Source organism: Neisseria sicca (assembly GCF_014054945.1).
Lineage (GTDB): Bacteria > Pseudomonadota > Gammaproteobacteria > Burkholderiales > Neisseriaceae > Neisseria > Neisseria sicca.
This window is the reverse complement of sequence record NZ_CP059566.1, coordinates 1,305,988-1,331,662: the sequence shown is the minus strand read 5'-3', so window position 1 is coordinate 1,331,662 and position 25,675 is coordinate 1,305,988. Positions and strand designations below refer to the sequence as shown.

Annotated in this window: 28 protein-coding genes and 7 tRNA genes; 12 read left to right on the top strand and 23 right to left on the bottom strand. The window is 51.6% G+C overall.

The window, feature by feature from the left end; genetic code table 11:
- Positions 1–161: 161 nt before the first annotated feature.
- From H3L95_RS06485 to tkt, 14 genes are all read right to left on the bottom strand, one after another.
- Entirely contained in the window at positions 162–896 is a 735-nt protein-coding gene (locus tag H3L95_RS06485) for a hypothetical protein (RefSeq protein WP_003759115.1), read from the bottom strand.
- On the bottom strand, positions 878–1,912 hold the full coding sequence (locus H3L95_RS06480) for a beta-ketoacyl synthase N-terminal-like domain-containing protein (protein ID WP_003759117.1): 1,035 nt from the start codon (positions 1,910–1,912) through the stop codon (positions 878–880). Before H3L95_RS06480 ends, H3L95_RS06485 begins: the two co-directional genes overlap by 19 nt.
- Positions 1,909–2,199, bottom strand: a complete 291-nt coding sequence (locus H3L95_RS06475) for a phosphopantetheine-binding protein (protein ID WP_003759119.1) — start codon at positions 2,197–2,199, stop codon at positions 1,909–1,911. The genes H3L95_RS06480 and H3L95_RS06475 overlap by 4 nt, the downstream gene beginning before the upstream one ends.
- Before the next feature lie 79 nt (positions 2,200–2,278).
- Entirely contained in the window at positions 2,279–3,532 is a 1,254-nt protein-coding gene (locus tag H3L95_RS06470; RefSeq protein WP_003759120.1) for an ABC transporter permease, read from the bottom strand.
- Positions 3,529–4,443: an ABC transporter ATP-binding protein gene (locus H3L95_RS06465; RefSeq protein WP_003759122.1), complete on the bottom strand. Its 915-nt coding sequence runs from the start codon at positions 4,441–4,443 to the stop codon at positions 3,529–3,531. The genes H3L95_RS06470 and H3L95_RS06465 overlap by 4 nt, the downstream gene beginning before the upstream one ends.
- 108 nt (positions 4,444–4,551) lie before the next feature.
- On the bottom strand, positions 4,552–5,544 hold the full coding sequence (gene darH, locus H3L95_RS06460; protein WP_003759123.1) for a BtrH-related acyltransferase DarH: 993 nt from the start codon (positions 5,542–5,544) through the stop codon (positions 4,552–4,554).
- A gap of 127 nt (positions 5,545–5,671) precedes the next feature.
- Positions 5,672–6,070: a DarG family dialkylresorcinol biosynthesis protein gene (locus tag H3L95_RS06455; RefSeq protein ID WP_003759125.1), complete on the bottom strand. Its 399-nt coding sequence runs from the start codon at positions 6,068–6,070 to the stop codon at positions 5,672–5,674.
- A gap of 27 nt (positions 6,071–6,097) precedes the next feature.
- Entirely contained in the window at positions 6,098–7,255 is a 1,158-nt protein-coding gene (locus tag H3L95_RS06450) for a beta-ketoacyl-ACP synthase III (RefSeq protein WP_003759126.1), read from the bottom strand.
- A gap of 79 nt (positions 7,256–7,334) precedes the next feature.
- Complete coding sequence (locus H3L95_RS06445; protein WP_003759129.1) at positions 7,335–7,580, bottom strand: GNAT family N-acetyltransferase; 246 nt, start codon at positions 7,578–7,580, stop codon at positions 7,335–7,337.
- A 66-nt stretch (positions 7,581–7,646) separates the two neighbouring features.
- Positions 7,647–8,555, bottom strand: coding sequence for a flavodoxin family protein (locus tag H3L95_RS06440; protein ID WP_040668644.1), 909 nt, complete (start codon positions 8,553–8,555; stop codon positions 7,647–7,649).
- A gap of 317 nt (positions 8,556–8,872) precedes the next feature.
- Positions 8,873–9,463 (bottom strand): LolA family protein, encoded by a 591-nt coding sequence (locus tag H3L95_RS06435; protein ID WP_003759132.1) that lies wholly within the window; start codon positions 9,461–9,463, stop codon positions 8,873–8,875.
- Between the two features lie 67 nt (positions 9,464–9,530).
- A complete protein-coding gene (locus H3L95_RS06430; protein WP_040668630.1) occupies positions 9,531–9,968 on the bottom strand; it encodes an acyl-CoA thioesterase in 438 nt (145 codons plus the stop codon).
- A gap of 244 nt (positions 9,969–10,212) precedes the next feature.
- Positions 10,213–12,225 (bottom strand): LTA synthase family protein, encoded by a 2,013-nt coding sequence (locus H3L95_RS06425; protein ID WP_003759134.1) that lies wholly within the window; start codon positions 12,223–12,225, stop codon positions 10,213–10,215.
- A 397-nt stretch (positions 12,226–12,622) separates the two neighbouring features.
- On the bottom strand, positions 12,623–14,602 hold the full coding sequence (gene tkt, locus H3L95_RS06420) for a transketolase (protein WP_003759140.1): 1,980 nt from the start codon (positions 14,600–14,602) through the stop codon (positions 12,623–12,625).
- 516 nt (positions 14,603–15,118) lie between these two features.
- Between tkt and ccoG the strand changes: the two genes are divergently transcribed.
- The 11 genes from ccoG (at position 15,119) to H3L95_RS06365 (ending at position 19,537) form a co-directional block, all read left to right on the top strand.
- Positions 15,119–16,630, top strand: a complete 1,512-nt coding sequence (gene ccoG / locus H3L95_RS06415; RefSeq protein WP_070682751.1) for a cytochrome c oxidase accessory protein CcoG — start codon at positions 15,119–15,121, stop codon at positions 16,628–16,630.
- Between the two features lie 60 nt (positions 16,631–16,690).
- The gene (locus H3L95_RS06410; RefSeq protein WP_003759542.1) at positions 16,691–17,203 is read left to right on the top strand and encodes a FixH family protein; all 513 of its coding nucleotides are present in this window, start codon (positions 16,691–16,693) and stop codon (positions 17,201–17,203) included.
- Between the two features lie 347 nt (positions 17,204–17,550).
- On the top strand, positions 17,551–18,096 hold the full coding sequence (locus tag H3L95_RS06405) for a hypothetical protein (RefSeq protein WP_003759544.1): 546 nt from the start codon (positions 17,551–17,553) through the stop codon (positions 18,094–18,096).
- Between the two features lie 101 nt (positions 18,097–18,197).
- On the top strand, positions 18,198–18,758 hold the full coding sequence (gene pgsA / locus H3L95_RS06400; RefSeq protein WP_003744331.1) for a CDP-diacylglycerol--glycerol-3-phosphate 3-phosphatidyltransferase: 561 nt from the start codon (positions 18,198–18,200) through the stop codon (positions 18,756–18,758).
- A gap of 86 nt (positions 18,759–18,844) precedes the next feature.
- Positions 18,845–18,920: transfer RNA gene (locus H3L95_RS06395), tRNA-Gly, on the top strand.
- 39 nt (positions 18,921–18,959) lie between these two features.
- Positions 18,960–19,035: transfer RNA gene (locus H3L95_RS06390), tRNA-Gly, on the top strand.
- 26 nt (positions 19,036–19,061) lie between these two features.
- Positions 19,062–19,137 (top strand) — tRNA-Gly (locus H3L95_RS06385).
- 22 nt (positions 19,138–19,159) lie between these two features.
- Positions 19,160–19,235: transfer RNA gene (locus H3L95_RS06380), tRNA-Gly, on the top strand.
- Between the two features lie 27 nt (positions 19,236–19,262).
- Positions 19,263–19,336 (top strand) — tRNA-Cys (locus H3L95_RS06375).
- 10 nt (positions 19,337–19,346) lie between these two features.
- Positions 19,347–19,424 (top strand) — tRNA-Cys (locus H3L95_RS06370).
- A 23-nt stretch (positions 19,425–19,447) separates the two neighbouring features.
- Positions 19,448–19,537, top strand: a tRNA-Leu gene (locus H3L95_RS06365).
- Positions 19,538–19,563: 26 nt separating this feature from the next.
- Here H3L95_RS06365 and H3L95_RS06360 read toward each other — a convergent pair.
- From H3L95_RS06360 to H3L95_RS06320, 9 genes are all read right to left on the bottom strand, one after another.
- Complete coding sequence (locus H3L95_RS06360) at positions 19,564–20,616, bottom strand: tyrosine-type recombinase/integrase (RefSeq protein ID WP_128887938.1); 1,053 nt, start codon at positions 20,614–20,616, stop codon at positions 19,564–19,566.
- A complete protein-coding gene (locus H3L95_RS06355) occupies positions 20,499–20,828 on the bottom strand; it encodes an excisionase family DNA-binding protein (RefSeq protein ID WP_094105974.1) in 330 nt (109 codons plus the stop codon). Before H3L95_RS06355 ends, H3L95_RS06360 begins: the two co-directional genes overlap by 118 nt.
- Positions 20,825–21,088 (bottom strand): hypothetical protein, encoded by a 264-nt coding sequence (locus H3L95_RS06350; RefSeq protein WP_003759550.1) that lies wholly within the window; start codon positions 21,086–21,088, stop codon positions 20,825–20,827. The genes H3L95_RS06355 and H3L95_RS06350 overlap by 4 nt, the downstream gene beginning before the upstream one ends.
- Entirely contained in the window at positions 21,082–21,312 is a 231-nt protein-coding gene (locus H3L95_RS06345; RefSeq protein ID WP_003759552.1) for a hypothetical protein, read from the bottom strand. Before H3L95_RS06345 ends, H3L95_RS06350 begins: the two co-directional genes overlap by 7 nt.
- Before the next feature lies 1 nt (position 21,313).
- Positions 21,314–21,760, bottom strand: coding sequence for a conjugal transfer transcriptional regulator TraM (gene traM, locus H3L95_RS06340; protein WP_003759553.1), 447 nt, complete (start codon positions 21,758–21,760; stop codon positions 21,314–21,316).
- Positions 21,750–22,514, bottom strand: coding sequence for a P-loop NTPase family protein (locus H3L95_RS06335; RefSeq protein WP_040668742.1), 765 nt, complete (start codon positions 22,512–22,514; stop codon positions 21,750–21,752). Before H3L95_RS06335 ends, traM begins: the two co-directional genes overlap by 11 nt.
- 210 nt (positions 22,515–22,724) lie before the next feature.
- On the bottom strand, positions 22,725–23,276 hold the full coding sequence (locus tag H3L95_RS06330) for a TrbM/KikA/MpfK family conjugal transfer protein (protein WP_003759558.1): 552 nt from the start codon (positions 23,274–23,276) through the stop codon (positions 22,725–22,727).
- A gap of 128 nt (positions 23,277–23,404) precedes the next feature.
- The gene (locus H3L95_RS06325) at positions 23,405–23,572 is read right to left on the bottom strand and encodes a hypothetical protein (protein WP_003759560.1); all 168 of its coding nucleotides are present in this window, start codon (positions 23,570–23,572) and stop codon (positions 23,405–23,407) included.
- A gap of 72 nt (positions 23,573–23,644) precedes the next feature.
- Positions 23,645–24,094, bottom strand: a complete 450-nt coding sequence (locus H3L95_RS06320; protein ID WP_003759562.1) for a hypothetical protein — start codon at positions 24,092–24,094, stop codon at positions 23,645–23,647.
- Positions 24,095–24,698: 604 nt separating this feature from the next.
- On the opposite strand from H3L95_RS06320, the gene H3L95_RS06315 reads away from it, so the two are divergent.
- Complete coding sequence (locus tag H3L95_RS06315; RefSeq protein ID WP_128887936.1) at positions 24,699–25,322, top strand: hypothetical protein; 624 nt, start codon at positions 24,699–24,701, stop codon at positions 25,320–25,322.
- Positions 25,323–25,675: the final 353 nt, after the last annotated feature.

The window sequence follows — 25,675 nt, the reverse complement described above, 5'->3', positions numbered from 1 at the left end:
GGGGAAGTCGGGTGCATTGACAATCCGAATGGATAATCGGCAGGGGAAAGAAACAGGTCGTCTGAAAATGTGTTTGAAACAGAAGACAGTTTCGGATTTTCAGACGACCTGTCGGTACGGAGGCAGCGGCGTATTTCGGAACACGTTTTGCGTTTGCGACCTCATAGAATTTCTGCGCGCGCCATCATGATTGGGTTGGTTTTGCCGGATGATAAACCGTCGGCAAGGAACAATGTTTCCAAAAAATCGGCGATGTCCTGCCAATAATATCCTTGCGTTTCAGAGTGCGCAGCCGCCTGACGGGACGGCCTTTCAGCTTCTTTAGTTTGTCCGCCCAAGGTAACGGGAACGCCGTGTTCCGCGCCGTGTCCAAGCAAAATCCAAATGCTGCCTTCGCGCGTATCGGCGTGGGTGGCTTGGTGTTCGTATGCCCAGCCGACCGCGGCCTGTCCGCCGTTTGGCAAGGATTGTGCGGCGAGCAGCAGGGGGTGGAAACGGGTTTCCAAATGGCGTTCGGTGGCAACCGCCAACGTCGCGCCGTGCGTGCCTAGGGTTTGTGCGGCATGAAAAACGGGGGCGTTGTGCAGGTTGGCGATGAAGTCGAAAGGCATGGCGGCATGGTGGTTGAGCACGTTGTCCGCCATTTTTTCAAACACGGAAGGCGAGGAAAACGGCGTGCCGAGGAAGACGGCGCAATCGGGGCGGATTTCGCCTTGTCCGCGTAACAGGCCTGCGCCGAGTGCGGCAATCAGGCTCAGGCGGCTGAGGCGGCGGGCGTCTGCGCCGCTTTGCTGCTGCAAGGTTTGTTTGAGGATTTTGTTGCCGACGGCGGCTTCGGTATCGAAACGCGCGGCGGCGGTGATGCGGATGTCGGGATTTATGATTGCCATTGCCATACCATAGCTGTGTTGCTGCCGCCGAAACCGAAATGGTTGGCAAGACAGAAAAGGTCGTCTGAAAAACGGATTTCGCGTCCTTGATAATCGGTGCCGCCGCCTTGTTTCAGGGCGGACAAGAGCAGCGCGGTTTCGAGGGCGGCGGTTGCGCCGAGGGTATGACCGATTTGCGCTTTGAACGCCATCAGCGGCGGCAGGGTGCCGAACACGTTTTCCAGCGCAGCCAATTCGGCGGCGTCGCTGTCGGCGGTGCCGATGCCGTGGGCTTTGACGGCAGCGATGTTTTCGGGTGCAACGGCGGCGATGTTTAAGGCGCGGCGGATAACCTGCTCTAAAGCCTTACTGTTGCTTTGAATCAGGTCGTTGCCGGTATTGGCGGCGTGTCCGACGAGTTTCAGACGACCTGCACAGTCGGGCGGCGTGGCAGAGAGGGCGAGTGCGGCAACACCTTCGCCCAAAATCAGACCGTTACCGCCGAAGGGCTGATAGCGTTCGGTAAACAAACCCAAGCTGTGAAAATGCAGCAAGGTCAGGCGGTTGAGGTTTTCGATGCCGAGGACGAAGGCGCGTTCCGCCCCACCGCGCAAACAATTGTCTGCCTGAATCAGCGCATGGGCGGACGAGGTGCAGGCGGTCGCCAAACTGAAAATCTGCCGGTTGCCGCTGCGTTTGCGCAAATCTTCGGCAAGATAGAGCAGGCCGTGTTCCGCAATGTCTGTATCGCCCGCACGGCGGCGGTTTTCGTATTCGGCGATGGCGTAGGAACTTGAACCGATGAACACTGGCGCGTTGTGCCAGCTTTCAGACGACCATCCGGCATCTTCGGCGGCGCGGCGCAAATGTTGTTCGGCAATATCCGCAAAAGCGGTACTCCCCAAACTGTCGTCGGCAAAAGTGCGGAAATAAGCGGCCTGCTGCGGCTGGTTTAAAAACGTATAAGACACCGCATCGGGTCGTCTGAAATCCGCCTGCGGATTCAGCGCGGAGGTGGCCGCCGTACCGCAAACCCAGCTCATGCCCCATGCTCCGCGCGGACGAACGCCGCCAAATCGCGCACGCACATCATATGCTTGCGCACCATGCGGTCGCCTTGCAGCCGCACTTGGAAATACTGTTGCAGCGCGACACAGATTTGCAGCGCGTCGAGCGAATCCAAATCGATAGGACTGCCGTCGCCGAACAACGGCGCATCGTCGGTAAAGTCTTCGGCGGCAACGTCATCGGTCTTGTCGGCTTCTTGCAGGATCAGCTTTTTCAATTCCGCTTCCAGCGCGTGTTCTGCCAAGGTAAAGGTGTAGGACATTTTTTGCTTTCGTGTTTGGGGTGGGGTTGGATGTTGGCTTGTGTTTTAGTGCAACCCGCCACACTCGTTTTCAGACGAACTAAAACCGCACCTGCGTTTGCAACTGCCTGCGGTAAACCAGCACGGCGGCAGTCAGGGTGGCGGTGGCGAAGGCGGACAGCAGGATGAGGTAGCGGCCGATTCCGTCCAGTCCGCTGCGGTTGAGCAGCAGTTCTTGAAAAGCCTTCAAGCCCCATGCCATCGGGGAAATCCAAGTGAGTTGCTGCATGGTTTCGGGCATGACGTGAGCGGGTACCATAATGCCGCCGATTGCCGCCATCAGGATGATGCCGCCGCCGCCGAGAACGACGGCGTGTTCGGTGGATTTGGCGCAGACGCTGACCAAAAGCGCGTAGCCGAGTGCGGCGGCGCTGACGGCGGCGGACAGCAGCGCATAGGGAACAAGGCTGCCGTTGAGTATGAGTGCGGGCACGCCGATTTCGGGCAGCAGGTAGCGGCCGAGCAGCAGCATTCCGGCAAACTGAAGCTGGTTAATCAGGAAATAGGGGACGAGTTTCGCAGCAATCAGGCCGAACGCGGAGGCGCGGGCGAGACGCAGGCGGGTGATGGTGTTGGTCTGGCGTTCCAGCGCCATGACGTTCGACAGCGGTATCATGATGAAAAACATACCGAAAATCAGCCATGCGGGTACGCTGTGCTGTACGGCGTTGGGTTTTTCAACCTTGCCGCTGCCTGCGCTCAGGTAGTGTTCTTCCAGCATTTTTTTATCTAAAAAGGTTTGCACGGCGGCGAATTGTTCGTCGTTTTTTTCATCGACTTTTTTCTGGATGTCTTTGCGGATGGCGCGGGGCAGTTTTTTATTGTCGATTTTGATGCCGTCGTTGTTGTCGAAATAGGCGTCCAGCCGCGTTTGGGTGTAGTGCTGCTGCAAAACGCCTTTGACCGCCGCCAGCCATGAAGGCTCGGTATCGGGCGGTACATAGATTTGCAAGGCTTTGTTGTCGGCGATTTTGCCGGAAGCGGGGTTCGGGTTGTGCAGCACCAGTTGGAAACGCTTGTCGTGCAGGCCGTTTTGCGCGTCGGTCAGTTTTTCAGACGGCATCAGCGTAACATGAATCTGCTCTTTTTCCAGCGCAGCGGCCAGCGCGGTATTGACGCTGTCGTCTGCCGCGCCGACCAGCGCAATGCGGCTGTCGGTGTGCGGGTCTTGGTCGCGGCTCAGCGCCAACGACATAATCAGCATAAAGGCGATGGGCATCACAAACAACACGGCCAAACCGTGCAGGTCGCGGCAGAGCAGTTTGAGTTCTTTGAGGAGGGAGGAAGTCGTCATTGTAGATTTTGCTTATCTGTTGCCGGTTCGTCTTTGCGCAGGAAATCAAGGTAAAACGTTTCCAGCGAACCGTGTCCCTGCTGGAAGTAGCGGATTTGCGCGCCGCTTTGTTGCAGGGCGGCGTAAACGGCGGCGGCATCGTGTGTTGTTTCCATCATGCCGCGGCTGTCTACTTGCTTTGCACCCAAGGCTGCCAGCGTTTGAGGCGGCAGCGGTGGTTCGACGGTAAAACGCACGACACCGGTTTGCGTACTTAAAAGCTCGTCCAAACCGCCGTGGTACACCAGTTTGCCGTGTTGCAGCAGCGCGATTTTGCCGCAAAGCTGCTCGATTTCCGACAGATAGTGCGAGGTGTAAACCACCGTTACCCCCTGCCGCGTCAAATCCGCCACGCTGTCGAGGATAAAGCGGCGCGACTGCGGGTCGATGCCGACCGTGATTTCGTCGAGGAACACCAGTTGCGGCGTGTTAATCAGGCCGATGGCAAAATTCAGACGACGTTTAAGCCCGCCCGAAAGATGCTTTGCCGCTTTGTTTTTGTGGGCGGTCAGGTCGGTCTGTTCTAGAAGCGCATTCAGACGGCCTTTGTCGCGCACTTTGTAAAGCGAGGCGAAAAACAGTAGGTTGTCCCACACCGAAAGCTGCGGGTAAAACGCAAAATCCTGCGGCACCAAACCGATTTTCTGCCGCTCGCTGCGGCTCAACAGGCGCAACGGCTTGCCGTCAAACAAAATTTCGCCCTGCCGTACTTCCTGCAAGCCTGCCAAAAGCGACATCAGCGTCGTTTTCCCCGCACCGTTGTGACCGAGCAGCCCCAAACATTCGCCGTCGGCAATGTCGAACGACACATTGTCCAGCGCGGCGGTTTCGGCTTTGGGATAACGGTGGGAGAGGGATTGGATTTGAATCATGGTTTCAGACGGCCTTAGTATGGGTGGAGCATAGTGAAATCGCTACGGCATCGGTTTACCTGCGCGCAAACGTTTACAGAAAATTTATCGATACCGCATGATTCCCCATTATTTCAACAATCCCCGCCACAAGGCTTCTTCATCATCCGCAATCTTGCGCAAAAACGCGGCGATTTCGCGACAGCCGTTTTCGGACGGCTTTTTGCACTGCTTCACGCACATTGCTGCAAACTGCCGCCATTGGTCGCCGATGGCGGTCATTTGTTCTGAGGCCGTCTGAAACGCGGGGTTGTCGCAGATACGGGCGGCCTGCTCGAGGAAATAGGCGTAGATATAGCGGAAACCTGCGCCGCCGGTGCCGATTTCTTCCTGCATCCGCACGAGATGGCCGAGGAACAGCTTTTGGTATTTTTCATTTCGTTTGGCAGGCAGGGCTTCGATGTTTTTTGCCAACGTGCGGATGCCTTTTACGCCGACGAAAAAAACGGGCGGGAGCATTTGTTTGGCGTTTTTGCGTATGGCTTTGCGGATGATGGCGGGTAAGTCGGCCTTAACTTTTTCAGACGACCTGTCGTTTTCCAGCGTGTACATCATGCCTTTGGCGGCCAATACGCCTTTGGCGAAGCGCGCTCGCTGCAAATCTTCGGCGGCGCAGCGCTGCACTGTTTCAAACACGGGGTCGCTGATCAGGTAGTCGCCGCCGTCTTTGCCGTACACCAAGAGATTGTGTGCGTTGAAATGGAAACGCATTTGCGGCGGGAAATACGGCAGCCAGAATACGGAAGTCTGCAAACCCGCCAGTTTGCCCGATGAAAGCGCGGCATCCAGCGCGTCTTGTCCCTTTTGGGCATTGGAAAATTTGCGGGCGGACAATTTCAGCCCCAATGCCTTGCAGGTGTTTTTGATGATGCCGCGCGGTGCGATGCGGTAGGAAACCAGCGGCATGCCGCCCAACTTGACGACGGGCAGCCAGACAAAGGTCAGCGCATGGGCGATGCCGAAAATCATGGCTTCGTCCAAGTCGTGGCCGTGGTATTTGAGCAGCGTGGACATTACGCCGCTTTCGCAGTGGGCGGTATGCTGGTGTGGGAATTCGGTCATGGGGGTATCAATCAGATATCTGTTTAGAAGTATTTTTATAATTAGGCGGCTGCGTTTCAAACACAGATGAGGTCGTCTGAAAAACAAATCAGGGCAGGTTGCCGCCGTCAGCAAGGGCCGGTTCGCCTTAATCCGCGTCCGTCCGCTTCAATTCGTCTATGCTGATTTGCAGCGCGTCGGCGTATTTTTGCAGGGTTTTGTCAGGCAGCTTGGCGAAGATTTCGGGACGCAGGTGGCGGCGGAGCTGCCATTTCCATACGCCCGCGGCCATTGCCAAACCGGCTTCGTCGTGGCGGAAGCGGAACATATGGTAATACAGCGGCGAATATTCGCCCCGTGCCACTGCTTCGCGGGCGGCGCGGGTTTGTTCGTCGAGTTCGGCGACCGCCATTTCGGTGGCGTAGGCTTCGTCCTGCCAGCCGCTGCTGGTACCGGCTTCGTAGTGCCCGTCGCGCGTGCCGTAAATGACTTTCAGATGTCCGTGGTAGCTTTCGCTGTCATCTTGCGGGATGTCTTTGATTTCCATAGTTTCAGACGACCTTTTTTCAGTTTGCTATACCGCTTCCAAAAGCATAAAGCAAGTTGAGAAACGCCCGCTTTCGGGAACGTAGCACAAAACTTTTTGACCGCGTTCCAGTGGGAAAGTGCGCATAAATTCTTCAAGGATGATGTAAATCGAGGCCGAGCCGGTGTTGCCTTTGGTGTAGAGGTTGGTAAACCATTTTTCCTGCGGGATTTCAAAGCCGATGTTTTTCAGGCCGTCTGAAAGGCGGTCGCGGAAAAAGCCGGAAGAGTAGTGCGGCAGGAACCAGTCGATTTCGTCGGCGCGGATGCCGTGTTTGGCGGCGATTTGCGCGAGCGGCTTTTCCACCGTATAGCGGACGATGTTTTCGTTCAATAGTTTTACGTCCTGCTTGACCGCCATCAGGCTGTGGCGGCGGCTGTATTCGGGGTCGGCGTGTTTCCAGCCTTCGAACACGCCGTCGCGGAATTCTGCGCCGGCATACATGCAGGGCGGCATTTCGTTGGCGTAGGAGAGCAGCTCTATCCAGCGGATTTTCAGGCTGAGGCCGTCTGAATTGGGACGGTCGGACAAGTATGCCGCGCCCGCGCCGTCCGACAGCATCCAGCGCAAAAAGTCTTTTTCAAAACCGATTTCGGGGGAGGCGTTTTCCAGCTTTTTATGGTCGGTTTCGTGTTGGAACACTTCGCCGCGCATCACCGCCGAAGCGTTTTCCGATGCGACGGCGACGGCGTGGGCGTGTTCGCCGGTGCGTACGGCGTTGTAGGCGTGTTTCATCGCCGCCATGCCTGCCGCGCACACGCCCGCCATGCTCAACACTTCGCAGGAGGGCATCTCCAAGAGGCCGTGTACCATCACGCCGTGTCCGGGCATGGTCTGGTCGGGGTAGGACGTCGCGCACGACAGGCTGGTGATGTCTTCGGGCTCGATGCCTTGTGCGAACAGCCGGCGGACTGCTTCGGCGGCAAGTTCGGCATTGGTATGCGTGGCGCGGCGGCTGTCGGGGTCTATGGCGTAATGCCGCGTTTGGATGCCGTTGGAACGCAAAATCATGCGCCGCACGCGCGAGGGCAGCTCGCCCGCCATGCCGAGTACGGCTTCTATCGTATCATTGCCGACGGGCGCGTTGGGCAGGAAGGCGGCGGTACGGTTGAGGTAAACGTTTTTGAGTGTGTTATTTGGAATCATGGTTCTTTGTTATATGGCGAAACAAAATATGGATACTACGGCGTTGCCTTGCCTTATTTTGTCTCACTATGATAAGTGGTCAGCCGATAAACCGCGCCGCGTAATCGCAGCTTGCGGTGAGCGGGATGCCGTGTGCTTCGGCATATGCCGTTAACGCATCCACCAGCATTCGGGCGATGCCCTGATTGCGGAAATTGGGCGAAACTTCGGTATGGTCTACGTCCCAGCCTCCGTTGTGTTCGGTATAACTGATGTAGCCTGCTTCCAAACCGTTGATGTCGATTTGGAAGCGGCGGCGTTCGGGGTAATGGATCACTTCGGGCATGGAGTGCTTTCTTTATTTGGGGTCGTCTGAAACGCTCAGAATGTTTGACGGAAACTGCAATCCGATTTATCCGTTGGAGGGCTGGCTGTAATACTCCGCCAGTTTTTTCAGACGACCTTTGAGCAGCGGATGCAGCAGTTTTTTCACCAATACGCTCACCGGTACCAACACCAGAATCATCGCCAGCAGAAACAGGATATAAAAACACAGCAGGGTGCGGCGAAGCAGGGGGGACACACGTCCGGCGGCCATCAGCAGCCTGCCCCACAGGAAAAAGCTGCGTCCGGCGGCTTTTTCGCTGAAAATCAGTTTTTCGTTCACCTTGGCCGCGCCCATATTTTGAAACAGGGTTTCGTCCAAGGTTTTGTTTTGCAACAGGGTATCCCGCATTTTTGCACCGAAGCGCGCCGCGTCGGCCAGCTCTCCGTCTGCGATGCCGGCGGAGGGCAGGGCGCGGAAGTATTGTTTGTCGCCCGACAGCAGCCATGCGGGGGTGGTGATGAAGCTGGCGGCGCTGTTGCACGCGTCGATTTTGACGATGTTGCCGATGAGTTTTGCGCCGTTTTGTGTCAACAGCGACTTCATTTTTTCCTGCGCGCCCAACCACATATTGCGGCAACCGATAAGCGTTACCACGGGTTTGCCGTTGAGCAGGCGGCGGGTTTCTTCACGTTGCAGGAAGGCGGTAATCGGCTGGGCGGGCGAGAGGAACCAGACGGTATAAGCGATAACCACGGCGTCGTAATCGTCGGCGGGAATGGTGGGCGGCAGAATCGGCGCGGGTTTCAGGTGGACGGTTTCGGGAAAGGTGTTGAAAAACCGCCAAAACGACCACGGAAACGGATACGGTTCTTGTGGCTCAAGGTTAACGCAATCCACATGGACGCCGCCCTGCTGCAAAGGCTCGGCGAAATTCCGCGCCAATTTTGCCAATTGTCCGGTCTGCGAGTAATACACCAGCAGCACTTTTTTCACGTCGCTTCCCATTATCTATTAACAAAAATTATTCGATGAACGGCTATTATAGCTTTTTTGTAAAATTATTTAAAGAACAATAGGGTGGGATAAATGGAGGTCGTCTGAAAAGGGCGGTAGGCGTGAAAGTGGAGGCAAATGGCATATCCTGAAAGCACTGGGCTTAGGGCAAAAATATGTGCCTAATAAAATGCGAACCTGCGGCTTGCCACCCTCGCTCAACCTCTCATGCGGAGAGGAAAACGCGGGCGGCAAGCCGTCAGGCAGGTTCTTCAAAAGCCGACAGGATGACTTTGCGGGTTTGTCGGATGGTTTGTTTACAGGGCTTTTTTGGCAAAGTCGTCTAACGGTTTGCCGGTTTGCACTTCTCTAAACTGCATCACAGTTTTGTCGCCTTGTTTTTCGTCCAACTCGATTTTGCGTACTACACTGTCGCCGCTGATAACGATGTGGTTGAAAATTTGGCGGGTAACGGCGGTTTTCGGCGTCAAATTCAACGTCCATTGTTTTTCGCTGCCAGAGAGGGCGAGGTTGAATTGTTTTTCCAAACCTTGCGTGTTGCCGCCGAGCAGGTCGAGGAAGAGTTTGATTTGCTGGGTTTGTCCGAATTTGCCTTGGTTGGGGTTGGTCCATGCGCTGCCGTTCCACTGCATGATGCCGTCCGAGCGCACGCGCAGGGTGGTTTCAAACGGTTTTTGCATTTGCCACAACAGGCCTTTTTTCGGGACGAGGACGAATTTCCCGCCTGTAACCATCGGTTTGCTCAGGGATTTCAATTGACGCTGCTGGGTAAACGCACCTTGTACGTTGGACGGTTTTTGCAGGGTTTGGGCGAGTTCGGCGGTGGAAAACGCCCACAAGGCAGGGCTGGCAAGGGTCAGCACGAGAGCGGTAAGTGTCTTTTTCATGTTGTTCCTTTTCAGGTTTGTTTTTCAGACGACCTGAAGGGTCGGGGTCGTCTGAAAACGTAAAGTGTCAGGCAGGAGTAAAGGTCGGATGGGTTTGCACGGCATCCAGCCAGCTTTGCGGAGTCTGAAACTGCATCAGGCCGTCTGCCAGCGAAACGGCGGCTTGGGTAGTCGAAGCGCGGTTGAGCTTTTCGTTGGTTTGCGCATCATAAATCGTATAGTCGATGCGCAGGCAGCTTTCTATTTCGACGATTTCCATATCAACGCGGATTTTTTGGCTGAAGCGGGCGGGGCGGATGTATTTGAGGTTCATCTGCACAATCGGCCAGCTGTATCCCTGCCGCGCCATTTCATTGTAGTCGTAACCGATGGCGGACAAAAAGGCGCAGCGGGCGGTTTCGAGGTATTTCACATAGTTGCCGTGCCAGACGATGTGCATGGCGTCCACATCGAAAAATGGGACTTCGATTTCAAAGCTGTGGCGGCAGTAGATGTGTTTTTTCATGAGTTTCCTTGTGTGACGGGCGCAAGCGGCATAGATTATATAGTGGATTTGCCGCCAAACGGTAAGGCGTTGTGTTGCGCGGATGTAATGTGGCACGCTGCCTAAAACGCGTTTTATTTTACTACACTATGACGGTATTGTTAGGCAGTTTGGCATTTGCTTTAAGGCAGGAAGGTATTGGATATGGCTTATTTGCAAAAAGGTCGTCTGAAACTTTTCAGACGACCTTTGGCTATAAACGGATTTATTGGGTGCTGACAATCCGGTTGATCTGCCATTCAAGAAACGGCGTATATGCCGAGGCGCGACGGATAATGGCTTGGTCTTCGTTATCCGGCGTGCTTGGGCGGCTTTCGGCGGTTTGGATGTTTTTGTTGTCCCATTTGTGGAATGCTTTGCTGTGTTGATGATAGAAACCGCGTTCCGTGATGATGACTTCGGGGTTGTAGCCGTAGCCGCACCACGCGGAATCAGGTTGCGGGGCGGTGAGGTTGCAGCCGGTTTGGTAGTAGCGCGATTTGGACAGGCTTAAGTTGTAGAGGGTCGGCAGGATGTCTTTGTGCGAACCTGCGCGTTCGGGATGGTATTCGGCGCTGCCGCGGTAGGCTTGCGGGACGTAAAGGTAGAAGGGGACGCTGTGGCCGAGTGCGGCATCGGCGGATTCGGGATAGCCGATGGCGCGCATATTGTGGTCGCCGGTGGCGGCGATAATGGTGTCGGGCGCGATGGTTTTCACTTTGCCGATAAAGCGGCCGAGTTGGTCGTTGCTGTATCGGAAAGTGTTGAAGATTTCATTCAGCTCTTTGCCTGAGGCGAGGTTGGCAAGGCGTTTTTGCTCTTGTTCGTCCAAACGGAAGTTTTTCGCCTGATGCGGCGCGGGCAGGCGGTAGGGCGGATGGTTGGTCACGGACATCATCATGATGAATACGGGCGTGCCGCTTTTTTCGGCGCGCGCGAGTTCTTCTTCGGCATAACGGAACATGAATTCGTCGGGTACGCCCCATGTTTCGGATTTGGCTTCGGGATAGTGGGTTTTGAGGGTGTTTTCATCGATGATTTCGTTGACGCCCAAGTGCCGCAGGAAGGTGTCGAAATCGCGCCAGCCGCCGTTACCCGCCGTAATATAGACGACGCGGTAGCCGGCATCGAGATAGGGTTTGAACATATTGCCGGGGAAGATTTTGTTTTTAGCAAGGGATTGGCTGAGGTTGAGACGCGGGCTGCGGACGAAGAAGCGGTGCAAGGTGTCACTGGTGCCGTCTCCCTCGGAAACGAATTTGCGGTACACCCAGTCTTGCTGCCAGTGTTTGCCCAGTTCGCCCAAGAGGTCCCGTTCGGGATTGTCCATGTTCAAGAGATGTGCGCTCATGCTTTCCATGACGGTGAGAACGACGTTGGGACGGTGTTTTTCGACGGCGGCGTTTGCGGCGGTTTGGGCAAAGAGCTGCGTCAAGTCGGCGTCGGTTTTTTTATCGAGCAGGGTGCTGATGAGCCGGCTGCCGTCTTCGTCGGAGACGGGATGGAAGTCGTTGCTGTTGCGGTATTCGTTGACTGCCCAGCTTAGGGAGGTCAGGGCATTGGGAACGAGTTTGTTGATTTGCGGTGCGGCGGAAATCTGCATGGCGGTCTGGCGTAGAGGGAATTTGCCGAACGAGCCGCGTATGCCTGCGGCAAGCGCGAGGATGGGTAAGAGGATAGCGGCAATCCAAGCGGTTTTCCCCCATGAGGTCGTCTGAAAGCGGGTGCGGCGGCGGATGAGGCTGAAGATTTTGCCGAAAACGAAAGCTGCGGCAATCAAGGCGACAAGACAAGGGATGACGGGATAGTCCGACCAGACGGTTTTCAGGACAGCGCGGGTGTCTTCGTCCGCCAGCCCGAAGACGAAGACGTCAAATTGACGGTCGTAAACGCTGTAATAGAACCAGTTGCCCAGCGCGGCGGCAAAGGCGGTCAGGAAAAGGACGGTTGCGACGGTAGGCAGGAGGCGTAGGGTAAAGGCGGCGGTTTTCTGCGTAGCCAGTCCGAACAGCCCGATCAGGAAGGGGAAGGCGGCGGCAAAGGAGGCGATTTTGATGTCGAACAACAGCCCTTTGACAAACAAAGCCGCCAAATCGCCCGTATAACGGCTGCGGATGTCGTCTGAAACGAAATGGTGCAGCATGAAGAAACGTTCGGCGGAGAAAACGGCGACGATGGATGCCCATAAAATCAGGCAGATGAGGAGGGTTTTCCGATAGGCGGTAAGGCGGGTCATCATAATTGGCGGGGAAGATGGGTTGGATGTAAATTTATATCAAATTTAGTAAGGTGTAATTTTACGGTTTAGCGGTGTGGTTTTCAAGATATGGCAAAAGATTATCGGGAATAGGAGGGGTTCAGACGACGCTTTATCCGACATTTCTGCGCTACTTCATTTATGTAGGAAGGGTTGCGCCGCTGTATGGGTATTTGGATTTTTGTTAAACCGGTTTGGGCAGTTTTATAGTGGATTAAATTTAAATCAGGACAAGGCGACGAAGCCGCAGACAGTACGGATAGTACGGCAAGGCGAGGTAACGCCGTCCTGGTTTAAAGTTAATCCACTATAAAGGAAAAAGGTCGTCTGAAAACCTTATCTTCCGTTTTCAGACGACCTTTGATGCGATGGTTAATGTTTACAACACGGATTTCACAGTATCGACCACATTGTCCACGGTAAAGCCGAATTCTTTGAACAGCAGTTCGGCAGGGGCGGATTCGCCGAAGCGGTTGATACCGACGACTGCGCCGTTCAGTCCGACATATTTGTACCAGCCGTCGGCGTGTCCGGCTTCTACGGCGATGCGCGGCAGGCCTTCAGGCAGGACGGCGGCTTGATAGGCGGCGTCTTGGCGGTCGAAGACGTTGGTGGACGGCATGGAAACGACGCGTACGGCGATGTTTTGCGCGGCGAGGGCTTTTTGCGCTTCCAGAGCCAGCTCGACTTCGGAACCGGTGGCAATGATGACGGCTTGGGCGTTGCCTTGGGCTTCGCTGATGATGTAGCCGCCGCGTTTGATGTCGTTCAGTTGTTGTTCGTTGCGCGCTTGGAATTTCAGGTTTTGACGGCTGAAAATCAGGCAGGACGGATGGTCTTTGGCTTTTACCGCTTCCGCCCATGCCACCAGCGATTCGGCGGTATCGCACGGACGCCATACGTCCATGTTCGGAATCAGGCGCAGGGTGGCGGTTTGCTCGATGGGTTGGTGGGTCGGGCCGTCTTCGCCGAGGCCGATGGAATCGTGGGTGAAGACGAAGACGGGGTTGATTTTCATCAGCGCCGCCATACGCAGGGCGTTGCGTTCGTATTCGCTGAACATCAGGAAAGTCGCGCCGAAGGGTTTCACGCCGCCATGCAGGGCAAGGCCGTTCATGATGGCACCCATGCCGAACTCGCGCACGCCGTAGTGGATGTAGTTGCCGCCTTTGTCGCGGGTAACGGAGACACTGCCGGACCAGTCGGTCAGGTTGGACGGGGTCAGGTCGGCAGAACCGCCCACCAGTTCGGGCAGCTCTTTAGCGAGGATTTCGATGCTGTTTTGGCTGGCTTTGCGGGTGGCGATGGTTTCGGCTTTGGCGCACACTTCTTTCAATGCGGCTTGAACGTATGCATCGAAATTGTCCGGCAGTTTTTTATCCATGCGGCGCACGAATTCTGCGGCTTCGGCAGGATATTTGGCTTGGTATTGCGCGAACAGCTCGTTCCATTCGGCTTCCAGTTTCGCGCCTTGTTCTTTCGCGCTCCATGCGTCGTAAATTTCTTGCGGGATTTCAAAGGCGGGGTAAGTCCAGCCCAAATGTTTGCGTGTGGCTTCGATTTCGTCCGCGCCCAAAGGTGCGCCGTGGGTTTTGTGGCTGCCTTCTTTGTTGGCGCTGCCTTTGCCGATTAAGGTTTTGCAGCAGATGAGGGACGGTTTGCCGGTTTCGGCACGGGCGGCTTCAATGGCTGTCTGAATGGCGGCGGTGTCGTGGCCGTTTACGTTGGGAACGACATGCCAGCCGTAGCTTTCAAAGCGTTGCGGGATGTTTTCGGTAAACCAGCCGTCCACTTTGCCGTCGATGGAAATATTGTTGTCATCATACAAAACAATCAGTTTGCCCAAGCCCAAGGTGCCGGCGAGCGAACAGGCTTCGTGCGATACGCCTTCCATCAGGCAGCCGTCGCCCATGAAGACATAGGTGTAGTGATCGACGATGTTCAAACCGTCTTTATTAAATTCGGCGGCAAGGATTTTTTCCGCCAATGCCATACCCACCGCGTTGGCAATGCCTTGTCCCAACGGGCCGGTCGTGGTTTCCACGCCGTCGGTGTAGCCGTATTCGGGGTGGCCGGGGGTTTTGCTGTGCAGTTGGCGGAAGTTTTTCAAGTCTTCAATGCTCAGGTTGTAGCCGGTCAGGTGCAACAGGCTGTACAACAGCATGGACGCGTGGCCGTTGGAGAGGATGAAGCGGTCGCGGTTGTAGAATTTGGGGTTGGCGGGGTTGTGGCGCAGGAATTTCGTCCACAATACTTCCGCCATTTCCGCCATACCCATGGGCGCGCCGGGGTGGCCGGAATTTGCTTTTTGAACGGCATCGGCCGAGAGGAAACGGATTGCGTTTGCCAGTTGAGACATTTTGTACCTTCCTTGCTGTATTGGTTTGAAACGGTAACGGTAAAGAAAATCCCGTTGATTATCGCCTGATTCGGTCAGGCTTTCAAGGATATGGGCGGCTTTCAGACGACCTTTCCGTCTATCAGAAGGACAACTTCAAACCGGTACGGCATCGGTTTCGCGTTGTCCTGTTTTAAAAGTTGCCTGCATAAGGGGGCGTCTGAAACAGGCAAAGCAGATGAGATTAACTGTTATTCCGTTTTGAAACAGTAGTTTATAAATTTTTATCAGAGATATAGTGATTCGCTATAAGCATAGCGTCATCGGTTATATGCAACTGCTTGAATATCGCTGATTTCAGACTTGGGCAACGGAAAAATCAAAACGGGTGGCATATAAAAGCCAAGTAGGGCTTTTTGCTTTGGTCAAGTTCAAATGATATGATTCCGACGCATATAAAAGGTCGTCTGAAAAACCAATCAAACCAGTAATCAGAATAAAAGACCTGCGCGCAAACACACGAAGGAACACTGAAAAATGTCAACAGAAAACCAAGCCGAAAACGCTGTGTCAGAAGAAAAAAACGCTGCCCCGAAAGAGCAGTCCGAGAAACCGGCAAAAACCGCTCCGCCCAAACCCTCAAAACCCAAATCCAGCGTCATCCAAATCCATCCCGAAGGCGAACGCATCCATCCGAAAAAAGCGGAAGGGCGGTTCGCCAAATTGCGTATAGCCGCCGTATTGGCGACGCAGTTTGTGTTTTATGTGATTCCGTGGTTCAACTGGAGCGACCGTCAGGCGGTACTCTTCAATATTCCGGACCGGCATTTCTTCATTTTCGGGCTGTCGTTGGGTATGGGCGACTTGATTTACCTTGCCCTGCTGCTGATGATTTGCGCCTTCGGGCTGTTTTGGTGGACGACGATTGCCGGACGCTTGTGGTGCGGCTATTCCTGCCCGCAGACGGTTTATACCGAAATCATGCTGTGGATCGACAACTTGGTCGAAGGCGACCGCAACAAACGCCTGAAGCTGGAAAAATCGCCGTGGAATTTCACTAAAATCCGTATTAAAGCAACTAAAGCTCTGCTGATTTTTCTTGTCTGCGCGTGGACAGGCATTACCTTTGCGGGCTGGTTTGTCCCGATCCGCCAGTTCGTTCCCGACTTGTTTGCCGGATCGGCGGGCGGCGGCGCGATGTTTGCCGCAGCGTTTTACGGCTTCATGACCTTCTTCTTTGCCCACGTTATGCGCGAGAAAGTGTGCCTGCATATGTGTCCGTATGCACGCTTCCAAAGCGCGATGTTCGACAAAGACACGCTGATTATTTCTTACGATACCGAACGCGGCGAACCGCGCGGCGCACGCAAGAAAACCGCCAACAAAGAAGACAGCGGATTGGGCGACTGCATCAACTGCACCATGTGCGTACAGGTCTGTCCCGTCGGTATCGATATCCGCGACGGTTTGCAATACCAATGTATCGGCTGTGCGGCGTGTATTGATGCCTGCGACGAAATCATGGATAAAATGGGTTATCCGCGCGGTTTGATACGCTATACGACCGAAGGCGCGTTGGAACACGAATATCCTGAAAGCGACATCAAAAAACGCTTGAAACGTCCGCGTGTGGCGGGATACGGCGCTGTTTTGCTGGTGGTTATTATTGCTTTCTTGGTCGGACTTTCTACCCGCAAAATGGTCGAAGTCGATATTTTGAAAGACCGCGGCGTGATGGTGCGCGAAAACAGCAAAGGTTGGCTGGAAAACGCATACAACCTGCGCATTATCAACAATAGCGAAAACGAACAAGTGATGACTGCGGCAGTCAAAGGCTTTGAAGAAATTGCCCTGACCGGACTGCCGGAAGGCGGCGTGAAAATCGCACCGCGCCAGACGTTGACCATTCCTGTCCAAGTTTCCACCATTCCCGAATACGCCGACAAGGGCAGCCATCCGATTGAGTTTACCTTCACTTATCGCGAAACCGGCAAAGCAGATGGCAAACCCACTATCTTGGAAGAAGAAGCAACCTTTATCGGAGAATAAAACGTGTCCGAGCAAAAACATGTCAAACCTTGGTACAAACACATTTGGCCGTGGGTGTTGATGGCAGGGCCTATTTTCGTTGTGATTGCCAGTGTCGCCATGTTCTTCGTTGCCAAAGAGCATGCAACCGATTTGGTAACGGACGACTATTACAAAGACGGCAAACACATCGACATCCAGCTTCACCGTGATGAAGAGGCAGTGAAGCGGCATATGCAGGTGCAAGTGCTGATCAGTCCGGATAAGGATGCGGCCAAAGTGTTTGTCAGCGGGGAATTCGATCCCAAACAGCCTTTGAATCTCCTTTTGATGCACCCGACTAAAAAATCGGAAGACCAAACCGTCAAACTGCACCCCGTCAGCGCGGAAATTCAAAACGGCCGTATGGAGTATGAAGCAACTTTCAAACCCCTGCCGCCGACCAACCACTGGTATCTGCGCGTGGAAGATACCTCGGGCGTTTGGCGGGTGGAGGATAAATGGATAGTCAGTCAAGGTAATGCAATCAATCTGACCCCTATGAACAAATTGTTTGAGCACGCCAATCAGAAGCCGAAAGATTCAGGACAATAGTTTGACAGGCTCAAAAGGTCGTCTGAAAAATTTCAGACGACCTTCATGTTGTAAGGTTTGTGATGATGTTGGCGCAAATATAGTGGATTAACTTTAAACCAGTACGGCGTTGCCTCGCCTTAGCTCAAAGAGAACGATTCTCTAAGGTGCTGAAGCACCAAGTGAATCGGTTCCGTACTATTTGTACTGTCTGCGGCTTCGTCGCCTTGTCCTGATTTAAATTTAATCCACTATAAAGCGGGTAGGGGATATGGCAGTATCGCTTGTAAACGTAGCTGAATGAGTGTTAAGGCAGAACAACCGTTTTCAGACGACCTCGGCCGTCATGAAAGTAACAAGGACAAGGTATGAGCAAACGCTGGCGCAGGCTGACGGACAACGAAATCAAAATGGCAAAGCTGATTTTTGCCGACAGCATTGATTACGCCCGCGTCAAAATCTATCAAGGCATTCCTTGCCTGCCGACCATGCAGGTTGCCGTTTCGCCCAACGGGAACATCTATTTCCCGCGCAATAACTGTCCTGACGACTTCGCCCTCGCTTCCAAGTCCCATCAAATATGGATGATTCATGAATTGACCCATGTTTGGCAGTACCAGCAAGGATTTAAAACCTGGTTGGGCGGATTGTTTTTGTTCGTCAGCGGAGGCTACCGCCGCCGCCGTGCCTATCTCTATCCCAATCTGTCCGATATTTGTCATTTCGGTATGCTGAATATGGAGCAGCAGGCGGATTTATTGGCGCATTATTACGCGTCGTGTTATCTAAAAGGCAACATATACAACGCCCAAAATCAAACCTTTCAAAAGATTTTAAAGTCGTTTATCGACGACCCGTGCCAAAAAGAATGGCTGCCTCAATGCAGGTTTTATCGAAAAAACAAACGGACTTGAAGGCTTTTGCTGTCTGAAAGATGGTTAAAACATATGCTTTCAGACAGACAAGTCCGTTATAATAGGCAAATTAACTATCATAACCACATCAAAGGTAAATCATGCCTTGGAACATACCGATTTTTCTGACTTGGATGCGTGTTTTGCTGATTCCGGTCTTTACTTTGCTGTTTTTCCTGCCAAAAGGGTGGATTGCACCGGAAACCGTCAATTGGACTGCCGCTATCATTTTCGCACTTGCAGCCGTAACCGATTGGTTTGACGGATTTTTAGCAAGGCTTTGGAAGCAAACCTCCGATTTCGGCGCATTCCTCGATCCCGTTGCGGATAAATTGATGGTAGCGACCGCATTATTGCTGCTGGTCAGCCTTGGCCGTACTTATGTTATTTTCGCCATTATCATCATCGGCAGGGAAATCACCATTTCCGCTTTGAGGGAATGGATGGCGCAAATGGGCAGACGCAGCAGCGTTGCCGTTGCCACGATCGGCAAATTTAAAACCGCCGCGCAAATGGTTGCCATATTTTTATTGCTCTTAGCCTCCAATCGATTTGACAATATTTTTTACCTGACAGGTAACATATTGATGTTTATCGCATCTGTATTAACCCTCTGGTCAATGTTCTATTATCTGAAAATGGCGTGGCAGGAAATCAAATAAAAAATAAAACAAACCTCTTGACGACAAGTTTTAAATCCATAATAATTGCGTCTTCTTCAGAAACAGCAGCAAGAAACAGACATTCGGCGGGAATAGCTCAGTTGGTAGAGCGCAACCTTGCCAAGGTTGAGGTCGCGAGTTCGAGACTCGTTTCCCGCTCCAAACGAATCCTGTCTTAAGTTGCTATAAAGTTTCTCCGATGCGGGAATAGCTCAGTTGGTAGAGCGCAACCTTGCCAAGGTTGAGGTCGCGAGTTCGAGACTCGTTTCCCGCTCCACAGTTTAATTTTCAGATGTGCCCCATGCGGGAATAGCTCAGTTGGTAGAGCGCAACCTTGCCAAGGTTGAGGTCGCGAGTTCGAGACTCGTTTCCCGCTCCATCGTTCAGGTACATTTGGATATGCGGGAATAGCTCAGTTGGTAGAGCGCAACCTTGCCAAGGTTGAGGTCGCGAGTTCGAGACTCGTTTCCCGCTCCAGTTTAAATACTACCTAGTAGTTTGTTTGGCGAGATAGCAAAGTGGTTATGCAGCGGATTGCAAATCCGTCTACGCCGGTTCGATTCCGACTCTCGCCTCCACTCATTTCATGGCGGGGTGGCAGAGTGTTTATGCTATAAGGGGTGCAACCCTTATATAGGCCGGTTCAAATCCGTGCCCCCGCCTCCAAATTTTAATATAAAACAGTCTGCGCCCGGGTGGTGAAATAGGTAGACACAACGGACTTAAAATCCGTCGGCCCTAAACCGGCCGTGCCGGTTCGATTCCGGCTCCGGGCACCAATAAATCTATGAATTTATTGAATAATCTAAGACTCTAAATTACTAGAAGACAGCTTATAATTCAGGCTGTCTTTTTGCTTTGTGCCCAATTTGTGTCCAAAATTTTCAAGGTCATCCAGAACTTCGGCATGAGCTATCAGATGGTCGGTCGCTAAATGTGCGTAACGCATAACCATATCTAACCGTTCCCACCCTCCCATTTCTTTTAGAGCAACCAGAGGTACTCCTCGCTGAACTAGCCAGCTTGCCCACGTGTGCCGGATGTCGTGCCATCTGAAATTAGAAATGCCCGCCCTTTCCAACGTGCGTTTCCACATTCTGCTCGACAATGCCGTTATGGGTTTGTTTTCTCGATTGGTGAATACATAAGTTTTGTGTATCCCCATCCGTTCCGATAAGACCCGTATCGCGACATCGTTTAGCGGCACACCAATCGGTCTGCCTGCTTTGGCTTCATCGGGGTAGATCCAAGCCGTCTTACGGTTTAAATCGACTTGTTCCCATCGTAAACCAAACACGTTACGTTGCCGTAGCCCTGTACAGAAACTGAATTTGGCAATTGCACGCCAATGATCGTCCGGCAATGCGTTGATTAGCTGCTCCGCTTCTTCAGGTTTCAACCAACGAATACGCTTTTCTGCCTCTTTTTTCAGTTTCAGCTTTGGAACTTTGTCAATCCAACCCCATTCGTTTTGAGCCTTGTACAAAATAGATCGTATCAAAGCAATATAACGGTTTTTGGTACTGTTGCTGCAAGGCAGTCTGTCCACCACATCCATAATGAAATCACGGCTCAAATGATGTAGATAGACTCCGCGCAATTTCGGCAACATCCGCAAGCGGCAGATGTCGTCTTTGATACTTTTTTTATCGGATTTTTCTTTAATCCACCTGACTGCGGCCTCCTCCCACAGCCGTTTCGGTTTTTCGTCAAAATGTTCGTGCTGCCATAACTCGTATGTTAATTTATCATGAAGCTTTTGCGCTTCCTTTTTGTTTTTGGTTCCAACAGACTGTCTAATTCTGCGGCCGCTTTCTGTTCTAATATCGACGTAGTAAACGCCGTTTCGTAAGTAGATCGGCATTTTGCTTTACTCCTGTGTTCGAGCGAAGCCTGCACTTGTTCATTTTCTTTTCGCATCAGAAAAACGTCAAGTGCGGCTTGGGTAATACAATAACGGCGGCCAGGTCGGCTGGCCTCGAGCATCCCTTTACGGATGTATTGTCGGATGGTTTCGGCGTGGCATTTGCAGTATTCTGCTGCCTCTTCCACGGTGTAGGTTTTACTCATTCTGCCTCCCGCATGACTTCGAATACTTTAAACGGCGCAGTTTCGGTCAACTGTTCCAGTTTTCTGAGTGCCAAATAGCGTTTGATGCGTGGTTCGAGCATCAGATAGCATTCTTCATTGACATAAAAAAGCAGGCACATATCGTTGCCTGCTTCCGTTTGCACCGGTATCAGCCGGTAATGTGGATAATCTTCCTCTGCCGGAACTACAATGGAAGGTATCTTTACCGTACTGACGGGATTTTTCTTGTCAATCAGCATTGGTGCTTCCTTTTTTCTATTTCGTTTTGGAGTCGGTAAAAACCACATACTTTTTCGGCTTTTTCAGCAAACGTTTGCCTCCAGCCTTTGGCAGACCTCGAACGACTCAGGGCAATGTTTGCCTCGTAAACGGCATCTTTAAATTCGATGATTAAAACCAACGGCCAACCGCCGATTCCTTCGGGCGGCTTTGCAAGCAGGGTCTTGTAACTTTTCTCATCCACATCAACCTCCTTTCCAAATAACCCACTCCACTATCAGCAACACTGCCAAAGCTGCCGCCATAGTACAGACGACCAGTCGTTCCAGCCTTTTGACCAGCCGTCCGTTGGCTTCTTCCGTATCACGGGCGATACGTTGAGATACCGAAACATAGATTTTTTGTTCGGCCTCGGCAATCTGTCCGTTGGCGTACTGCGCCAGCTCTGCCAGCAGTTGCTCCCGGTACTTTTCCAGTTTGGCGGCGGCAGCGGTGATGTTGCCTTCACGGACTTCCAGCTCCTCCAAAAATGCCAGCCTCTCTTCTGCTTGCTGCTCCGCAAAGGTGTCAAAGGCTTGACGGATAGACTGTTCCTGCATTAGCAACATCACGACGATTGGATCGTCTTCCGTCAGCCTTGTTCCGGAGTGTCGGAACACTTCGGCAATAACTTCAGACGCCTTATTTTCCATCGTCCCCACCATTCAAAGTATTTGCCATCACTGGCAGGCTTTCCAGTTTGGAGAAAAGATCGCGCTTCACGTTCCGGAGTCGCTGTTTGGGCATAAACGTCATTTCTGTCGTAGCATCCACCTCGTCAAAAGTCAGATGCAGTTTGGTCATTTGTTCAATGTCTTTGCCGTACGTGTCGGGATTACGTTTTTCCACGCGCACAATACCGATAATGCGGTCTTTGTGTTTTTGGTAAACACCGAACTGTTCGAACGGTTTGCCAGCATTCTCCACTGCGCCGTGGAACTCGTTCAGCCAAACTACTACTTCAGCGTCGACGTCGTTCAAAATCCGTCCCAAACTTTCGATGCAGTCAACCTGCGCCTGTCCGCCTTCAATCGGCACATGAAGAATCAGGCGCACACCTGATTCCCGCAGCAGTTCGGCGATGTTGTTTTCAGCGATATACGACATCAGTGGAATAAAAGTGTTGGAACCGGTATCGACAATGCCTATACCGTCTTTTTCCAAGAACTGCTCAACGAGTCCGTCAAAATTACGAATATCAACGTTGTTATCCCGTGTCAGGATGTTGATTACTTGGACGTGCAACGGTTTGTACCGGCTCAACGTACGGTTGCTGGTATCGGTATCGTAGCAGTGTACTTCTACCTGATTAGCAGCCCTTGCCGCCACATATTGCGCGTATGAGGCGCAGCAAAATGTTTTGCCACATCCGCCTTTACTCTGAACTATCAAATTTACTTCTTGCATATTTGTTCCAACCTTTCCTGATTGTCGTTTCGTTATAAAAAAATACCGTTTTTGCGGCCGTTTGGATTTTTTACACATCAAAACCCGCTTTTCAAACGGACTTTGGTCTGTAAAAAGCCCTGCGGACAGGAGTTGCCCGCAGGGAAAGAGCGTGTCGGACATCAGGAAAGGGCTTGCCCGAACACAGGAGGAAATAACAACCGAGATAATCTAGCGGACATCAACCCAGCGTCCGCCATTTCGTTCTTCGCCGACGTAGCGTACTTTGTCGGCTACCGTCGTCCAGCCGTGATCGAAATAAGCCTTGCAATAACCCGGCTTGTCTGGGCGAATGTAGGTTTTCTTGACCGTTTGGCAGTTGTCCTCGACAACATATTTACGTCCCAAGCTGTATTTGGTCTTTTGTTCGCAAACCTTTTCCAACTTCGTATAGCGCATCATGCGGTTCAGTTCCTGCGCGTCGCAGCGACCCGCGCCCTCAGCAATCGCGTCTGTCAAACCCGCCATTTCAGCGTTTTCCGAACTTGTCGGGCACATTTTGAGAAAATTTCGCCGCGCCTTGAGCGTATCGCCCAATTTCTTGTGTCGGATAGAAAAATAACGCTTAATCGACGGCGCACACTCGCTTGGACGGTCGCCTGACGACAGACACAAAACTGCCTCGCACGCCAAGCGAGTATCACCGTTCATCACATCGTCAGCAAAAGCCGCAGGAGCAGCCCCCAGCATGGCGGCAGCCAGCAAACCCAAAGATTTATTCATACACACACCTTTTTAAATTCCGTCAATCAGACGGCTATTGAAATTTTGAACGAAAAAAAGGATAATCTGCGTACCCCACGAGATTACCCAATCTCAGAAAAAACCGCTTTCTCAACAAAGCGGTTTTTTCATTGCCATACGACCGTCCGAACTTGGAACTTTCTTCCTTCTTGGACAATGTTCACACATAAATCACCATTGCCCTTCATCAGCAGGTCAACCTGCTGGGCAGCGGCTCTCATGCTTTGATAAGTACCGATGAAAATCTTTTTGACGGGCTTTCTGATTTTTTTCATGTTGCTTCCTTTCGCTTTTAGATGAAGTGAAGGTCGTCTGAAACGTTTTCAGACGACCTTATACAAAATTGATTACTTATCAATTTCAGTCTTTAAATCCGGTTTAAAGGTTAAATCCTTATATTTATATCGTTCCGAATGACCGGGGTAGGACAAAAAACACTTAATGTCACATTTATTTTCAAAGAGTAACTGCCCAGCTATATATAGATCATGTGCATTTTTCTCAGGAGGCAAATTAGTTGTACACCTGTTACTCAAAATCTCCTGCAACACAAGATCAAATTCCTGTGCTGTTTCTCGGGTTAAATCCCCTTTCTGTCCGTACATAAAGGCGAAAAAGGCTTTAATCAACAATTTCCGTTCTTCCTTGCTGTAATCGTCTTGAGGAATCATGCCCTGTGAAATCATGCGCTCCAGCATTTCATGTTCTTCCTGATCGCGGTGGTATTCCGTTACATGGTGCAGTTTGGCACCTATGTTTGCCTTCAGTCGGGCTAAGGTGTCGTTCTCTTGCTTCATTTCGTGTCTCCGTCAAAACAGGTAACTCTGATAACTATTTTTCTTCCATTTGTCCTTCATCTAGGTTAAACATCTAATACCCACATACAAACAAGTGCAATATAACTCAAGATAATAAATGGACTTGCTGTAAGAAAAGTTATCAGGTTGGCCGTATATATTAATTTGATTGTCATTGCTGAAAGCAATATACCAACTATTAGTACAAGAACCCTGTTATACATAGGAATCTTCTTTTAAATTGATTTGAAATGCAGGGCTTCCACCTGCTCCCCGACCTGTTGCCGGTAGTCAGCCTTATCAGGGCATCGCTCAAAACGGCAGGGTGTGATAAATACCATACCGCCGATTTTTACCCTCCCGTTACTGATCGTTGTTTCACGGGCAAAGTGCTTGTTCACACAACATCACACACGGACGGTATCGGAACCGCTCAGTCTTTTTGCTCCGAGCCGCTGAGTTGCCCGCCGCCTTTTGTGTAGTTAGGCGGTAGAAAAGGTCGTCTGAAACGTTTTCAGACGACCTTGGGAATAGGCGGGCATTTCTTTACCCGTGTTAAGATTGGATTACCACATCTTCTCTTTACACGAAACAAGAAATGCCCATGGAAAAATATTCAAAAGACTTATTTGAAAATATTGCTGTCGGCGTTATTTATTTATCGCTGTTTTTTATACAAATACTGCCACTGTTTGTATTTTTATGCGTATTGTTTTCCGCTTGGCAGTTATGGAAAAACCGCAGCGAGATCACAAAAAAGTTCAAATGGACATGGAAGTTTTTTGTTACTTCTGCCTTCGCATTATTTGTTGCCAAAATATTCGCGACCCATTATTTCAATCACAAATACGGAATTTATCCCGAATATCTCAATTATTCAATTTCCGTATGGACTGTCATTACCGCAGGTATGTTTTTAACACTTCCAATCTTGTGGCATGTACTCAAACTCATGAAAGAGGGTAGAAGAGCTCCCGTGTTTAAATCACTCAAAAAAGGGATATATGCAATAACACTCTGTATGATGTGGGTGCTTCTTATCAAAACATATGACCAAGCCGTCGAATATGATCGCTGGCTGCTCATGTTGGATGCGTACAGCTATTCAGACTGCAAACCAAATCGGGGCAGTTTTGCCATACGGAAGGATGATACGGCCTGCTATCGGTTCATATTTGACAATCCCATCAAAATAGAGATGCAAGAATACCCATCACTTAAAAAATGAGGAGCAACCGTGGCATGAACCGACATCCAAGGATGCCCAAATAATTATTTCAGATAAAATCCACACCTGAAAGCCGTTGGTTATCGTTATCAAAGCCGATTGCCTGTCGTACTCTTTCCAACCTCGGAATATATGGAAAGAATGCAATAACGCCCATGTTAAAATTATAGACAGTCTGATTTTATTGCAGCAGTCCATCTTATCATTCATCTCCAAATGTGAACTAAAGTGGTAGAAAAGGTCGTCTGAAACTGTTTTCAGACGACCTTGTTCTCAGCCTTCCTGAAAAAATCCTGCAAACCTACCCTCGATTTGCAGGGCTTTAATTTCATCCTTTGTCATATTTGTCATAA

Bases quoted from the DNA above. Each gene is read 5' to 3' on its own strand.
- H3L95_RS06315 (WP_128887936.1), top strand. From the start codon at position 24,699: ATGGAAAAATATTCAAAAGACTTATTTGAAAATATTGCTGTCGGCGTT.
- H3L95_RS06355 (WP_094105974.1), bottom strand. From the start codon at position 20,828: ATGAGTAAAACCTACACCGTGGAAGAGGCAGCAGAATACTGCAAATGC.
- H3L95_RS06435 (WP_003759132.1), bottom strand. From the start codon at position 9,463: ATGAAAAAGACACTTACCGCTCTCGTGCTGACCCTTGCCAGCCCTGCC.
- H3L95_RS06445 (WP_003759129.1), bottom strand. From the start codon at position 7,580: ATGCCCGAAGTGATCCATTACCCCGAACGCCGCCGCTTCCAAATCGAC.
- H3L95_RS06320 (WP_003759562.1), bottom strand. From the start codon at position 24,094: ATGAAGCAAGAGAACGACACCTTAGCCCGACTGAAGGCAAACATAGGT.
- H3L95_RS06455 (WP_003759125.1), bottom strand. From the start codon at position 6,070: ATGGAAATCAAAGACATCCCGCAAGATGACAGCGAAAGCTACCACGGA.
- H3L95_RS06430 (WP_040668630.1), bottom strand. From the start codon at position 9,968: ATGAAAAAACACATCTACTGCCGCCACAGCTTTGAAATCGAAGTCCCA.
- H3L95_RS06350 (WP_003759550.1), bottom strand. From the start codon at position 21,088: ATGCTGATTGACAAGAAAAATCCCGTCAGTACGGTAAAGATACCTTCC.
- H3L95_RS06450 (WP_003759126.1), bottom strand. From the start codon at position 7,255: ATGATTCCAAATAACACACTCAAAAACGTTTACCTCAACCGTACCGCC.
- H3L95_RS06470 (WP_003759120.1), bottom strand. From the start codon at position 3,532: ATGACGACTTCCTCCCTCCTCAAAGAACTCAAACTGCTCTGCCGCGAC.
- H3L95_RS06325 (WP_003759560.1), bottom strand. From the start codon at position 23,572: ATGAAAAAAATCAGAAAGCCCGTCAAAAAGATTTTCATCGGTACTTAT.
- H3L95_RS06465 (WP_003759122.1), bottom strand. From the start codon at position 4,443: ATGATTCAAATCCAATCCCTCTCCCACCGTTATCCCAAAGCCGAAACC.
- H3L95_RS06410 (WP_003759542.1), top strand. From the start codon at position 16,691: ATGGCAGGGCCTATTTTCGTTGTGATTGCCAGTGTCGCCATGTTCTTC.
- H3L95_RS06425 (WP_003759134.1), bottom strand. From the start codon at position 12,225: ATGATGACCCGCCTTACCGCCTATCGGAAAACCCTCCTCATCTGCCTG.
- traM (WP_003759553.1), bottom strand. From the start codon at position 21,760: ATGGAAAATAAGGCGTCTGAAGTTATTGCCGAAGTGTTCCGACACTCC.
- darH (WP_003759123.1), bottom strand. From the start codon at position 5,544: ATGACCGAATTCCCACACCAGCATACCGCCCACTGCGAAAGCGGCGTA.
- H3L95_RS06335 (WP_040668742.1), bottom strand. From the start codon at position 22,514: ATGCAAGAAGTAAATTTGATAGTTCAGAGTAAAGGCGGATGTGGCAAA.
- H3L95_RS06485 (WP_003759115.1), bottom strand. From the start codon at position 896: ATGGCAATGGCAATCATAAATCCCGACATCCGCATCACCGCCGCCGCG.
- H3L95_RS06480 (WP_003759117.1), bottom strand. From the start codon at position 1,912: ATGAGCTGGGTTTGCGGTACGGCGGCCACCTCCGCGCTGAATCCGCAG.
- H3L95_RS06330 (WP_003759558.1), bottom strand. From the start codon at position 23,276: ATGAATAAATCTTTGGGTTTGCTGGCTGCCGCCATGCTGGGGGCTGCT.
- ccoG (WP_070682751.1), top strand. From the start codon at position 15,119: ATGTCAACAGAAAACCAAGCCGAAAACGCTGTGTCAGAAGAAAAAAAC.
- H3L95_RS06405 (WP_003759544.1), top strand. From the start codon at position 17,551: ATGAGCAAACGCTGGCGCAGGCTGACGGACAACGAAATCAAAATGGCA.
- tkt (WP_003759140.1), bottom strand. From the start codon at position 14,602: ATGTCTCAACTGGCAAACGCAATCCGTTTCCTCTCGGCCGATGCCGTT.
- H3L95_RS06475 (WP_003759119.1), bottom strand. From the start codon at position 2,199: ATGTCCTACACCTTTACCTTGGCAGAACACGCGCTGGAAGCGGAATTG.
- pgsA (WP_003744331.1), top strand. From the start codon at position 18,198: ATGCCTTGGAACATACCGATTTTTCTGACTTGGATGCGTGTTTTGCTG.